This is a genomic window from Paucibacter sp. PLA-PC-4 (assembly GCF_026241155.1).
In the GTDB taxonomy this organism is placed as follows: Bacteria; Pseudomonadota; Gammaproteobacteria; order Burkholderiales; family Burkholderiaceae_C; genus Roseateles_E.
The window spans coordinates 90,265-103,034 of the sequence record NZ_JAPFGP010000005.1; the positions used below are offsets into that span (position 1 = coordinate 90,265).

General features: G+C 69.2%; 9 protein-coding genes. 1 reads left to right on the forward strand and 8 read right to left on the reverse strand.

Annotation, left to right across the window (positions count from 1 at the left end):
* Window positions 1–40 precede the first annotated feature (40 nt).
* Complete coding sequence (locus OOZ63_RS09520; RefSeq protein ID WP_266005204.1) at window positions 41–2,605, forward strand: PAS domain-containing protein; 2,565 nt, start codon at window positions 41–43, stop codon at window positions 2,603–2,605.
* Here the strand turns inward: OOZ63_RS09520 and OOZ63_RS09525 are convergent.
* The 8 genes from OOZ63_RS09525 to OOZ63_RS09560 form a co-directional block, all read right to left on the reverse strand.
* On the reverse strand, window positions 2,594–3,040 hold the full coding sequence (locus OOZ63_RS09525; protein WP_266005205.1) for a VOC family protein: 447 nt from the start codon (window positions 3,038–3,040) through the stop codon (window positions 2,594–2,596). The genes OOZ63_RS09520 and OOZ63_RS09525 overlap by 12 nt on opposite strands.
* Before the next feature lie 72 nt (window positions 3,041–3,112).
* Window positions 3,113–3,952, reverse strand: coding sequence for a helix-turn-helix domain-containing protein (locus tag OOZ63_RS09530; RefSeq protein WP_266005206.1), 840 nt, complete (start codon window positions 3,950–3,952; stop codon window positions 3,113–3,115).
* A 55-nt stretch (window positions 3,953–4,007) separates the two neighbouring features.
* On the reverse strand, window positions 4,008–5,669 hold the full coding sequence (locus tag OOZ63_RS09535; RefSeq protein WP_266005207.1) for a SulP family inorganic anion transporter: 1,662 nt from the start codon (window positions 5,667–5,669) through the stop codon (window positions 4,008–4,010).
* Complete coding sequence (locus OOZ63_RS09540) at window positions 5,669–6,676, reverse strand: Bug family tripartite tricarboxylate transporter substrate binding protein (protein WP_266005208.1); 1,008 nt, start codon at window positions 6,674–6,676, stop codon at window positions 5,669–5,671. Before OOZ63_RS09540 ends, OOZ63_RS09535 begins: the two co-directional genes overlap by 1 nt.
* Before the next feature lie 66 nt (window positions 6,677–6,742).
* Complete coding sequence (locus OOZ63_RS09545; protein ID WP_266005209.1) at window positions 6,743–8,737, reverse strand: GGDEF domain-containing protein; 1,995 nt, start codon at window positions 8,735–8,737, stop codon at window positions 6,743–6,745.
* Window positions 8,737–10,803: a tetratricopeptide repeat-containing diguanylate cyclase gene (locus OOZ63_RS09550; protein ID WP_266005210.1), complete on the reverse strand. Its 2,067-nt coding sequence runs from the start codon at window positions 10,801–10,803 to the stop codon at window positions 8,737–8,739. The genes OOZ63_RS09545 and OOZ63_RS09550 overlap by 1 nt, the downstream gene beginning before the upstream one ends.
* A gap of 249 nt (window positions 10,804–11,052) precedes the next feature.
* A complete protein-coding gene (locus OOZ63_RS09555; RefSeq protein ID WP_266005211.1) occupies window positions 11,053–11,946 on the reverse strand; it encodes an alpha/beta hydrolase in 894 nt (297 codons plus the stop codon).
* 220 nt (window positions 11,947–12,166) lie between these two features.
* Window positions 12,167–12,769 (reverse strand): TetR/AcrR family transcriptional regulator, encoded by a 603-nt coding sequence (locus OOZ63_RS09560; protein ID WP_266005212.1) that lies wholly within the window; start codon window positions 12,767–12,769, stop codon window positions 12,167–12,169.
* Window position 12,770: the final 1 nt, after the last annotated feature.

Genomic DNA, 12,770 nt, shown 5'->3' on the forward strand with positions numbered 1-12,770 from the left:
GCATGGCTAAACTCGGACGCAGCACAATCGACGGGCCACAATGGAAGCGTTCTGGCGTCAGGCAAGACAAGCAGCGCTGCGCGTCTGGCGACAAGATGCGGCACTGCGCTGCGAGCCCAACGCGGCAGCGCTGCAATGGGCCCGGGGGCTGGACGCAGCCGACCCGGCCTGGCTGATGCTGGCGCAGGCGGTACTCCTGGCTCCCGACGATGCTGTGCGGCCCTGGCGGCTCGGAAGCGCGGACTTCCAGGGTCAGGCCTTATTGGTCGAGGACGGCGCGCTGCTATGGTGGCAGGCGACGGCCATCGACCCGGGCCTGGCGCAGGCCGTGCAGCTGGCCGGGCTGTCGATCTGGCGGCTCGACCCGCAGTCAGAGCGCATCAGCTACGACCCCTATGGCGCCGGCCCCACTGGCATGCCGTCGCCGCACGAAGGTGTCGCGCTGGACCTGGTACGCGAGCGCATCCATCCCGATGACCGAGAGGCGGTGCGGCGCGCGGCGGCGGCCGCGTTGGAGGGACAGGCGCGCGTCGACACGCTGGCCCGCTACCGCCAGGACGACGGTCACTGGTGCCCGGTGCTGACCCGCCGGGTGGCCCTGCGAGACGCCACCGGCCGGGTGCTGGGTCTGCTGGGCGTCTCGCTCGATCTCAGCGTGCTGGTCGCAGAGCGCGAGCGCATGGTCTCTGCGGCCGAGGCAGCGGGCCTCGGGCTGTGGAGTCTGCATGGCAATGACGGCAAGCCCGAGTGGAATCTGCCGATGTACCTCATCCACCACTGCGATCCGACGAAGCCGCCGCCCAGCCAGGCCTTCTGGTGGGCCAACCACGTGCACCCACTGGACCGGGAGCGCCTGAAGCGCGAGTACCGTGAGGCAGAGACCCAAGGCCAGATCAGCCACCAGAGCGAGTTCCGCGTGCTCACGCCCGAGGGCCAGGTGCGCTGGGTCCACAGTTGGACCAGGCACGAGTTGCGCGATGGCCGGCGCACCGCCTATGGCCTGCATCTGGATGTCACCGACCGCCGTGGCGTCGAGTTCGAGCTGCAGCAAGAGCGCGAGCGCACGTTGTTCGCGCTTGGAGCGGCCGGTGTCGGCGTCTGGCGCCGCGTCGACGCGCAGCACAGCTACTGGAGCGAGACCATGTACCGGCTGCGCGGGCTTGATCCCGCCGACCCGCGCCCAATTGATCAGCTCGCCGAGCTGTGCCTGCATCCGCAGGACCGCGCCGCCTGGGCCGAGATTTCGCGCCGCTATGTTCACGGCGACAGCGAAGCGGTGCTTGAATGGGAGTTCCGCGTGGTCTGGCCAGATGGCTCGGTTCACTGGCTGGCCAGCCGCGGTCGCACGGTGCACGACGAGCAGGGGCGACCGAGCTACCGCACCGGCATCAATGTCGACGTGACAGGGCGCCATCAAGCCCAGGAACTGCTGCTGGAGAGCCAGCGCCTGGAGCAGCTCAAGCGCACCCAGTCCGAGTTCCTGGCCCGGGTCAGCCATGAGCTGCGCACGCCGCTGAACGCGGTGCTCGGCTTCGCCCAGCTGCTGGCCTATGACGCCAGCGAGCCGCTGAGCGAGCGCCAGAGCGAGCGCCTGACCCGCATCGATGCGGCAGGCCGTCATCTGTTGGCCCTGATCGACGATGTGCTGGACCTGGCCCGCATCGATGTCGAGCAGCAGCCGCTGGCCGACGAACCGGTGTCGCTGCAGGGGCTGGCCCAGCAGGCGCTGGAATGGGTGGCCGCGCCGGCACAGGCCGCCGGTATCACGCTGCGCTTGGCTGAGCCGCAGTTGCCTGGACGGGTGCGGGCCGATCGCCGCCGGCTTGGCCAGGTGGCCATCAATCTGCTGACCAATGCGATCAAGTACAACCGCACGCAGGGTTGGGTCGAAATCGGCACGCTGGCGCGCGGCCGGTCCGCAGAAGGCCCGGCGCAATGGGCGCTGGTAGTGCGCGACAGCGGGCGCGGTCTTGCGCCGGAGGTGCGCCAGCGCATCTTCGAGCCCTTCAACCGGCTGGGCGCCGAACTCGAGGGGATTGCGGGCACCGGCATCGGCCTGACCATCGTGCGACAGCTGACCGAGCGCATGGGCGGCCAAATCGAGCTGCTCAGTCAGCCCGGGGTGGGCAGCGAGTTCCGCATCTGGCTGCCTGCCGACCAGGAGGGCACGCGCCCAGCGCCGCTGGACGAGCTTCCGCCGCAGATGGCGACGCAGTCACCGCATGCCGGGGTGGGGGCGCGCCTGAAGCTGCTGTGCATCGAGGACAACCCGACCAATATGCAGCTGGTGCGCGAGCTGCTGGCGCTGCGTCCGGCGGTGGCACTGAGCACAGCCGACACAGGCCGCGCCGGCATAGCGCTGGCGCTGCAACTGCACCCCGATGTGGTGTTGCTGGACATGCAGCTGCCCGATCTGCACGGCAGCGAGGTCTTGCACGCATTGCGCCGCTCGCCTGCTCTGAGGGCCTGCCGGGTGATCGCGCTATCAGCCAATGCGATGCCGTCCGATATCGAGGCCGCACGTGCCCAGGGCTTTGACGATTACTGGACCAAGCCGATCGAGCTGACGCGTTTTCTGCGCGGCATCGATGCCTTACTGGGCTGAGCCGAACAGCGCGTCATAGCGGCGCTGCATCTCCTGCGGCGTGACCTCCTCCAGATGGTGGCCGATGTTCCACAAGTGGCCGAAGGGGTCGCGCACAGTGCCCGAGCGTTCGCCATAGAACTCGTCCTGCGCCGGCCTGAGCAACGTGGCGCCGGCCTCGATAGCGCGCGCGATCAGCGCATCGCAGTCGTCGACATGCAGGTGGATCGAAAACGAAGTGCCGCCTATCGTCTCGGGGCCAACACAGCCGATCTCCGGATACTCGTCCGAGAACATGATCACCTGCCCCCCGAAGTCCAACTCCACATGGCCGATCCGGCCGCCGGGCTCGGTCAGGCGAAACATTTCGGTGGCACCGAAGGCGCGGCGATAGAACTCGACAGCCTGCGCGGCATTGCGCACACGCAGCTGGGCAAACACTTCCTTGATGGTCATGAACAGGCTCCGCAGTGGATCTGGGCTCCACCTTAACCCGCCGTTTCGTCGCCGGCTTGAACGAATTTGACCTCAGGCCTGTGGCGGCGGCACCGGCACATGATTGATCTGCGCCGGCGCTATGCGGCGGTAGGCGCCGGGCGTCAGTCCGGCAATGTCGCTATATTCCCGGCTCATATGGGCCTGGTCGCTGTACCCGGCGTCCAGCGCCAGCTCGGCCAGCGGCCGCGCGGGGCCGGCGGCCATCGCCGTCAGCAGGGTCTGCAAGCGCTGCACCCGGCAGAAGGCCTTGGGCCTCAGCCCGACTGCGGCGCCGAACAGTGCATTGAAATGGCGGTGGCTGAAGCCGCTGGCCTGCACCACCGCGTCGACGCGACACCCCCGGGCGAAGGCCGCCAATGCAAAAGCCAGCACGGCCGGCAGCGCCGGCTGCGGCGTTGTCAGGCGCTCCAGCAGCGCCGCCTCGAACAGATCCAGCGCCCGCAGCGGCGAGACCTCGGCCGCCAGCCGCTGGCGCAACTCCTCGGCCGTGCTGCCCCACAGCTGGCCCAGCGGCGTGTGGCGATGGGCCAGTACCAGCGCAGGCACACCCAAAAGCCACAGACTGGCGCCCGGCCGCAGCTGCGCGCCGACCGCGCGGCCGGCAGTGGCGCCGGCGCGCACATAAAAGCGCTCCCGCGCACCACCGACGATGCATAGCCCCAGCTCCCGGGCTGCGCTGCCGGTCTCCGCGCTATCGAACACCCGCAGCGGCGGGCCGGACAGGCGCAGCACCAGGCTCATCGCGCCGGTGGGCAGGGTGTACTCGCGCGATACCACCGGCTCGACGGGGCCGTCGCTGACCCAGAGCTTCTCGACGACAGCACGCAGCGGCTGCGTGATCGACAAGCCTTCACGAAGAATCATCGACATGGCGGCTAATCCTTGATGGGCCTTGCATTGAAGCCCCGACTCGCGGGCAGTTCGGCTACCGAGGCGAACCGACCGCGCCCCCAGCCAACATCCCCTGATGATGGCTCAGAAACACCTGGCCAACGAACCAGTCCTGCCAGCCGCTGCGGCGCAGCCGGTCAAGCACCGGGCCCTTGACCTCGCTGAGATCGAGGCGGATGCCCTGGCGGCACAGGGCCTCATGAAGCTCGCGCAGGGCTTCGAGTCCGCTGAAGTCGATACCGTTGACCGGTGACATCTGCAGCACCACGCGGCCGGTTGGCTCGCTCTGCTGGGCCAAATAGCTCTGCACTACCTCGGTCAGGCTGCGCGCGTTGGTGAACAGCAGGCTCTCGTCGATGCGCAGGCCCAGTACGCCGGGCAGGCATTCGACCGCATGACGGTCGACATTGCGGTAGTGCTCGGTGCCGGGCACCCGGCCGATCAGGGCCACGTGCGGGCGCGCAGTGCGCTGCAGCAGCAGTGCGATCGAGCCCAGCACGCCGATGCCCAGCGCCGCCGCGACACTCCACAGCAGTACCAGCGCGCTGACCGCGAGCATCAAAAACGCCTCGGGCCAGGCATAGCGCCAGGCCTCGCGGTAGGGCGAGAGCTTGAGCCCGGACAGTACCGCAACGATGATGGTTGCGGCCAACACCGCCTTGGGTAGCTGGGCCAGCGGCTCGGCCAGCAGTAGCATCGCCAGCCCCATCACGCTGGCGATGAAGACCCCGGTCATCCGGCTGCGGCTCCCGGCGTCATACATCAGTACGCTGCGCGAGAAACTGGCGGCCACCGGCATGCCACCGCTGAGTGCGGCCGCGAAGTTGGCGCCGGCCAAGCCGCGCAGTTCGCGCCGCGCATCAATGCGCTGGCCGGCGCGCCGGCCCAGCGACTCGGCGACCACCAGGCTGGACACATAGCCGACCAGGGCCACCAGCAAGGCGCCCGGCAGCATGGCTATCCAGAGCGCGCCGTCCAGGCGCGGCAGGCTGAAGTGCAGCCGCAGCGGCGGCAGCTGGCCGACCAGCGGCACGCCGCGCGACAGCGCGTCCGCGCCGTGGGCCAGGGCCATCGCGGCCAGCAAAATCACGAGCGGCGCGAGTCGGCCCGGCAGGCCCTTGAGCCAGCGCCGCGCCGCCAGCAGCAGGGCCAGCGCGACCAGGCCGTAGAGCGCGCTGAGGCCGTGCCACGCGAAGTCGCTGCGCCAGGCGCTTTGCAGCAGTGCCGGCAGCTCGAAGCCCTTGGCCGGGCTGCCCAGCAGCACCGGCAACTGGCTGGCCGCAATCGACAAGGTGGCGCCGGTTTCGAAGCCGTGCAGCACCGGCACGCTCAAAAGCGCGGCCAGCGCATCCAGGCGCAGCGCGGCCGCCAGCGCGAGTATCAGCCCGACCTCGGCAGCCAGCACGAGGGCCGCCTCACTGGGGCTGACGCCGGCCGGCGCTTGGCCCAGTGTCTGGGCAATCATCAGCGCCAGCACCGCCACCGGGCCGACGCCCAGATGGGCGCTGGAGCCCAAGGCGGCATAGAGCAGCAGTGGCAGCAGACTGGCATACAGCCCGACCTGGGGCGGCAGGCCGGCCAGCATCGCGTAGGCGATGCTTTGCGGGATCAGCAACACGCTGACGACAAAGGCCGCCAGCAGATCGTCACGCAGAAGTTCCCTGCGGTAGTCCCGCCAGCGCTGCCACAGACGCATCAGTCGACCTTCGCGCCCGAGGCCTTGACCACCTGCGCCCACTTCTTCGTCTCGCTCTGGATCAGCGCGGCGAACTCGCTGCTGGGCATGCCGCTGGCGATCGCGCCCTGGCTGGCCAGGCGCTCCTTGATGGCTGGGCTGGCCAGGGCCTTGGCGGTCTCGCGCTGAAGCAACTGCACCTGGGCGGCGGGCATGCTGCTGGGCGCCAGCAGGCCGAACCAGGAGCTCGCCTCATAGCCCTTGAGCGCTGAGCCGCCAGCCTCCTCGATGGTGGGCAACTCGGGCAGGGCCTCGCTGCGCTTGGCACTGGTAACGGCAATCGCCTTGAGCTTGCCGGCCTTGATCTGCGGCAGGGACGAGGGCAGGTTATCGAACATCAAGTCGGTGTTGCCACCCATCAGGTCCATCAGCGCCGGGCCCGAGCCGCGGTAGGGAAAGTGCAGCATGAAGCTGCCGGTCATGCTCTTGAACAGCTCGCCGGCCAGATGGATGGAGGTGCCGTTGCCACTGGAGGCCATGTTCAGCTTGCCCGGATTGGCCTTGGCGACCCGGATCAGGTCCTGCACCGTATTGATGCCCAGGGCCTGGGCCTTAGCCGGGTTGACAACCAGCACATTGGGCACGGCCGCAACCAAGGTGATGGGCGCGAAGTCCCTCACCGGGTCATAGGGCAGCTTGGGATAGAGCGACTGATTGATGCCATGGGTGCCCACCGTACCCATCAAGATGGTGTGGCCGTCGGTGGCGCGGGCCACTTCTGCTGCGCCGGTATTGCCGCCAGCGCCGGGCTTGTTCTCGATCAAGACGGGCTGACCCAACGCCTTCTGGAGCTCGGGTGCCAGCGCGCGGGCCAGGATATCGGTGGTACCGCCGGCCGCGAAGGGCACGACGATGCGTAGCGGCTTGCTGGGCCATGCGCTTTGGCTTGGGGTCTGTGCCTGGGACAGGGCGGGCAGCAGCAGGGCGACGGCCGCGAGCAGCGTGCGACGGGTCAGGTCTTGCGACATGGTGTGTCTCCTTTGTTGTTTGAGGTCGGGGCCAAGTATGCGACAAGCCCGACAGGCCGCGAACGATCAGCGCCCGTGCGGGCCGATGGTGTGGCGCAGGCTGACCCGTTGGGCCGAGCAGGCGGCATCGAAGTCGGCCTCGATCTGCTGCAACGCGTGCACATCGGCGGCGTCGACGCCGGCGATGCCGACCGCGCGGTTGCGGCCCTGAGCCTTGGCGGTGTAGAGCGCCATATCGGCCCAGTTGACCGCCTGCTCCCAGTCCAGCGCCAGATGGCCGGGCGGCAGCGGGAAGCGCGCATGCCCGATCGAGACCGTGACGCGCAGCGGCCCGGCCTCGGTGGCGACCGGCTCGGTGCCGACGCTGAACAGGATGCGCTCGGCCAGCAGCTGCAGCTGGTCCTGGGCAACCTCGGGCGCATAGACCAGAAACTCCTCACCTCCCCAGCGCACCACCAGGTCTTCGTGGCGCACAGCCTGCGTAATGCGCCGCGCGACCTCGCAGATCACGATGTCGCCGGCCGCATGGCCATGGCGATCATTGACATGCTTGAAGTGATCGATATCGACCATCAGCAGCGCTCCCTGAAATTTGTGTTGGGCGCGCTGCGACATCACGGCCTGGAAATGGCGCCGGTTGGCCAGATCCGTCAGCGGGTCTCGCTCGCTTTGTGCCCGCAGCAGCAACTGGTTGGCCTTGAGCCGCTTATTGGCGGCCTGCACACGCTTGAGCATCACGCCGGCCAGCAGCAGCGACAGGGCCAGCAGCGTGCCGACCGCGATGCCGACCCGCTGGGCCAGGTCGCGGTTGGCGAGCTGCTGGTCCTTCAGGGTCTTGTCGCGCGTCAGCAGATCGAGGTCGCGCTGTGCGCGGTCGCTGTCGTACTTGAGCCGGAGCTCCTGCAGCTGGGCCTCCCGGTTGCGAGCCTGGATCATCGCGCTGAGCGCACGCTCGGTGTGGAAGACCGCGATGGCCTCGCGCGGCTGGCCGGCCGCGGCCCAGGCCTCGCCGATCTCGCGCAGCTGGTTGGCGCGGCGCGCCGGCTCGGTCTGGCCGTCGGTCAGGGCCTGGGCGCGCGCCAGCTCTCGCCGTGCAGCGTCGAACTTGCGCAGCAGAATCATCGACACCGCCATGTTGTGGCGCAAGGTGCGCTCAATGCGCAGGTCCTTGTGGCGCAGCAGCACCGGCAGTGCCTGGCGAGCCAACGCCAACGCCAACGCCGGCCGGCCGTTGTGCATGTGCAGATCGGTCAGATTGGTCTGGACCTGGGCCACCAGTCGGGGAGACTCAGCCTGCTGTGCGAAGGCCAGTGCCTCCTCATAGGCGCGCAGCTGGCCGGGCTTGTCCCCGCGCCGCACCGCGATGCGGGCCTCGGTGATCTTGGTGCGCGCCATCGCAAGCGCATCGTCGCCGGCGCGCTCCAGCGCCGCCGCCAGCCAGCGGCGGGCCTCGTCGCCCTGATCCAGCTCCTGACTCAGCAGCGCCAGCGCACCCATGCTGATGGCGCTCAGATAGCTGTCGCCGCCGGCCTCGGCCAGTGCCAGCGCGTAGCGCAGGGTGCCGGCGGCCTGGGCCAGCGCGCCCTGTGCCGCCTGGTCGCGCTCGATGATACGCAGCGCGGCCCAGACGCTGCGGAAGTCGCAGCCACGCGCGATGCTGGCGGCTTCGGCGCCGCGCTCGCAGCGCCGCTCGAGACCTCGAAGAGCCTGCTGCGCGGTCTCGGTGGCCAGACTGTTCAGGCCATCGCGGGCGGCCAGCTGGGCGCTCAGCACGGCGGCCCGGTCGCGCGTCTTCTCCGCCGCGGCCAGGCGCTCGACGAGCTTGCGGGCAGCGCCGGTGTCGCCGCCCTGGACGAGGATCTGGCCCTCGGCCATCGCCAGCTGAGCCTGGGCGAGCGGTTGATTCGGCGCCAATTCGCGCAACGAGCGCAGCGCAGCCTGGGGACGGTCATAGGCCATCAGCACCAGGCGGGCCAGCTGGGCGTCCAGCGTACGGTCGATCTCTGCCAGCGCTGGTGCCATGGCCAGACTCAGCAAGAAGGACAGCGCGAGCCGCCTCATCACGCACCCTGGCCCAACGGGCCCTGCAGCGCAACAAGGCCTACCCTGCCCTCCTGCCAAGCGGCTTCCATTCGGGTGGCCAGCCGGCCCAGCTCGGCCTCGTCCTGCGCGTCGATATGCAGCACGCCGTAGGCCTTGTTGCGGCCATGGGCCTTGGCCAAGTACATCACAGTGTCGACCAGATCAATGGCGCGCTCCCAGCTCAGCCCCAGGCCGTGCGGCGCGACCGGGAAGCTGGCGAAGCCAATCGAAGCGCTGATGCCTATGTGCCGGTCGCCATGGGCCACCGGCGGCGCGCCAATCAGGTCCAGCAGGCGCTGGGCCAGCACCTGGGCGTCGACCACGTCACGCGGCGGCACGACGATCAGGAACTCCTCGCCGCCCCAGCGCACCACCAAATCGTCCTCGCGCAGCGCGGCGCGCAGGCGCTGCGCAACCTCGATCAGCACGCTGTCGCCGGCGGCATGGCCCCATTGGTCATTGATGCGCTTGAAGTGATCGATGTCGATCAGATAGACGGTGCCGGCCAGCTTGCCACTGTCGGCCAGGCGCTGAATGGCGGACTGGAAATGGCGTCGATTGGCCAACCCGGTCAGCGGGTCTCGCTCGCTCTGGATCTTCAGGTGCTCGTTGCTGCTGGCCAGCGCCAGGTTGGTGCGGCGGATGCGCTGGTAGGCCAGACCGAGCAGGGTGGCCGACAGCACCACGCAGCCGGCCAGTGCGGCCCACAGCTTGAGCTCTAGGTCGCGGGCACGGATTTGTTCGGCCTTCAAGCTGTTGTCGCGGTTGAGCAGCTCGATGTCACGGGCGCGGCGCTCGGCGTCGAAGCGCTCCTGCTCTTCCAGCACGGTCTTGCGTGTGTCGTCGCGCAGCACCTGGTCGATGATGCGGCGGTATTGATGGTGGGCCTCAATCGCGCCGGCCCAATCGGCCGCCTGCTCCAGATACTGGCCCAGCTCCTTCCATCCGTCGGCGGCATAGGCAAGCGCGCCCTGCTGCTCGTCCAGCGTGATGGCCTGGCGCACATGGATCTGCCCCTCGGCGACCCGCTTCAAGCCGATCTTGGCGATGCCCAGATTGTGCAGCGCGACGATCTCGGCATTCAGGTTTTGCGCCCGCCGCGCCAGCGGCAGCGCCTGTTCGGCCAGCTCAAGCGCGCGCGCGTAGTCGCCCAGGCGCAGGTAGTGGTCGGCATAGTTGGCAAGGCCCAGCGCCTGCAAGCCTTCGGCCTTGGCCTCGCGGGCATAGTTCAGCGCCTCCGTCCAGGCCTGGCGGGTCACACTTCCATCGCGATCCTCAGCATGCAGGATTCCCTTGACCGTCATCACACTGCTCATCAGCACCGGGTCAGGGTCGAGCTGAGCAGCGCGCAAGGCCTCGGCATGGGTCTGCTTGGCGCGCTCGACCTGCTGGGCGCGGTGATACGTGCGGGCCAGCTCGTTCAGGCCGGCCGCACGGCGCCAATGGGCACCCAGGCCCTCGGCCTGACGCACCGCTGCCAGCGCAGCGGCCAGCGCCTCTTCCATCTGGCCGCGATCGCTCTGCACTGTAGCCAAGGTTGCATAGGCGCGCAGCAATACGCGAGGTGAGCGTGGCACCTGGACTTGCTGTTCCAGCGGGGCAAGTGCCTTCAGTGCCTCTCGCAAATCCCCCTTGTTCTGGTGAAACTGGGCCAGCATCACGGCCGCCGCAAGCTCGGCCGACGCTCGCTCGGTCTCGACCGGCCAATGGCGCAGCTGGCTCAGCAGTTCATCGACGCGGGCACGGTCGCGCATCTGGCCGGCTGTCAGCCCGCGCAGGCTGAGCACCTCCAGGCGCTCGGCGCTGCCAGGCGCGGTTCGGGCCTGAAGGGTTTGCAAGATCTGATCCTGCTGCTGAGGCCGGCCCCGGCTCAGACGCTCGCTCTGCTCGATCTCTTGCCACAGTGCGTCGTCGCGCTGTCCGGTCTGTGCGCTGCGGCCATCCTGCCCGCCCGGCTGGCAGCCAAGCAGCGGCACGGCCAGCGCCAGGCACAGGGCCAGGACGCGGCCGCGCGGCATCCAGGACGCGGGGCAAACGATGCTCATTACCAGGCCTATCGGCGCATTCGCGGGCAGCTTGAGGACGAGCAGGACTCAGGCGGCCGCGTGGCGGCTTGCCTGAGGATGCAACCCGGCACGGCGGGTGCCACAAGGCCAGGCCTGAATCTGGTGCGGGCTCATCATGGTGGCGCGAAGGCTCTCTCTTGCTGCTTGTGGCGCCAGTGTAGGGACGCGGCCGGCCCGCCAGACCTGGGGCCGGCCCTAGGCCCGGGCGGAGTTGCGCAGTTTGCACGCTTAGCCCAGATGGGAGCAGACCGCTGCCAGCGTCGCTGCGTCAGCCAGCAGACGGCGGTGACCCAGGCCGCTGCTGACTTGCAGCCGGGCCTGGGGCAAGGCCACCGCCAGCGCATGGGCTGCGGCCAGCGGTGCGGCGCGGTCCTCGCTGTCGTGCAGCAGCAAGGTCGGCTGCTTGAGCCGCGCACCCAGCCAGGCCGGCTCGAAGATCTCCAGCCCCTGACCGCCCGACAGCGCCTCCAGCCGTTGGCGCATTCGTGCCTGAACGGCTCGGCCCAGGCCAAAGCTACCACCAAACCAGCCCAGCACCTGGCTTGGAGGCGCCGACGCCGCCAGCAGCACCAGGCGCTCGGACGCCAGCCCGCCAGCCAAGGCCTGGCTGGCCGCCAAGGCGCCCAGCGAATGGGCGACCACGCCGCGCAGCGGGCCGAAGTGCTGGCCGGCCGCCCGCAGCGCGCGCACAAACTCCGGCAAATGGCTTTGCCGGCCGCTGCTGCGGCCATGGGCCGGCAGGTCCAGCAGTAGCGGGTCCAAGCCGGCGCGCCACAGCGCCTCGCCCAGTGGCCGCATTTGCTGGGCATCGCCTGCCCAGCCATGGACCAGCAGCACGCGCGGCCGCACGATGCCCGGTGCCGCAGCGTCCCGGCGCTGCCAGGCGACCAGGCGCCGGCCCTCGAATAGCCAGTGCAACGGCTGCCATTCGGGCGGCACGGGCCGCCGTCGTGCCGCCTGCTTGGTGGGCAACGGCGTGACGAAAATCTGGTAGGCCAGGTCGGCCGCCAGGCGCGGGCTGAGCCGCTGCAGCAGGTCCAGCGCGCCACGCAGCAGGCGCTGGCCGCCACCGGCGGCATAAAACAGTGCGGCCGGATTGGGAGGCAGGGTCTTGTCGCTCATCATGCTCACTCCGGAAAAATGAAGTCGCGGTTGTCGTTCGGCACGGCGCGCCAGAGCCGGCGCAGGCCCAACCAGGCGCGCCATGCCAGCAGCGCCACCGGAATCAGCAAAAACAGCTCAATCATCAAAGCTCCCTAGCGGATGGATGCGTCGATGTTGTCGCACGATCGTGCGAAATTGACGCATGTGGAGAAGCAGGACCTTGGTGTGCACGGCGGACTCAGGGCTTGTAGTGGTGAATCAGACGTTGATAGCTGGCCCAGCCGCGTTGGGCCGTCAACGGCTCGCGCAAGAAGCGGGCCTCGCGCATCAGCGCGGCGAACAGGCCGTCAAGCTCGAACACCAGCTGCTCGGCGTCCAGGTCGCCACGCAGATGGCCCATCTCGACGGCCTGCAGCACGCTGCGCTTGAGCGCGCCGCGCCAGCGCCGCACACCGGCCAGCAGCAGCTCGCGCAGCGGGCCGTCGCGGTCGTCGAACTCGAAGCTGCCGGCCACGTAAAGACAGCTGCCGCGCGGACCCGGCAGCACGGCGCGCTGCAGCCAGGCCGCCATGATGGCGTCCAGCCGCGGCAGGCCGCGGGGCTCGCGCAGGGCCGGCATGAGGATGTCCTGCTGGAAGCGCCGGTCGAACTCCTCCAGCACTGCACGCTGCAGGCCCTCGCGCGAGCCGATGCGGGAGAACACCCCGCTCTTGGACAGATTCAGGCGCTTGGCGACCTCGCCGATGCTGAGGCTCTCCAGGCCGTCCAGCGCGGCCATCTCCAGTGCGACATCGACGATGGCACTCTGGGTCAGCTCGCTGCGCTCGGTCTTGGCTTCCATG

Bases quoted from the DNA above. Each gene is read 5' to 3' on its own strand.
- OOZ63_RS09520 (WP_266005204.1), top strand. From the start codon at position 41: ATGGAAGCGTTCTGGCGTCAGGCAAGACAAGCAGCGCTGCGCGTCTGG.
- OOZ63_RS09525 (WP_266005205.1), bottom strand. From the start codon at position 3,040: ATGACCATCAAGGAAGTGTTTGCCCAGCTGCGTGTGCGCAATGCCGCG.
- OOZ63_RS09530 (WP_266005206.1), bottom strand. From the start codon at position 3,952: ATGTCGATGATTCTTCGTGAAGGCTTGTCGATCACGCAGCCGCTGCGT.
- OOZ63_RS09535 (WP_266005207.1), bottom strand. From the start codon at position 5,669: ATGCGTCTGTGGCAGCGCTGGCGGGACTACCGCAGGGAACTTCTGCGT.
- OOZ63_RS09540 (WP_266005208.1), bottom strand. From the start codon at position 6,676: ATGTCGCAAGACCTGACCCGTCGCACGCTGCTCGCGGCCGTCGCCCTG.
- OOZ63_RS09545 (WP_266005209.1), bottom strand. From the start codon at position 8,737: ATGAGGCGGCTCGCGCTGTCCTTCTTGCTGAGTCTGGCCATGGCACCA.
- OOZ63_RS09550 (WP_266005210.1), bottom strand. From the start codon at position 10,803: ATGAGCATCGTTTGCCCCGCGTCCTGGATGCCGCGCGGCCGCGTCCTG.
- OOZ63_RS09555 (WP_266005211.1), bottom strand. From the start codon at position 11,946: ATGAGCGACAAGACCCTGCCTCCCAATCCGGCCGCACTGTTTTATGCC.
- OOZ63_RS09560 (WP_266005212.1), bottom strand. From the start codon at position 12,769: ATGGAAGCCAAGACCGAGCGCAGCGAGCTGACCCAGAGTGCCATCGTC.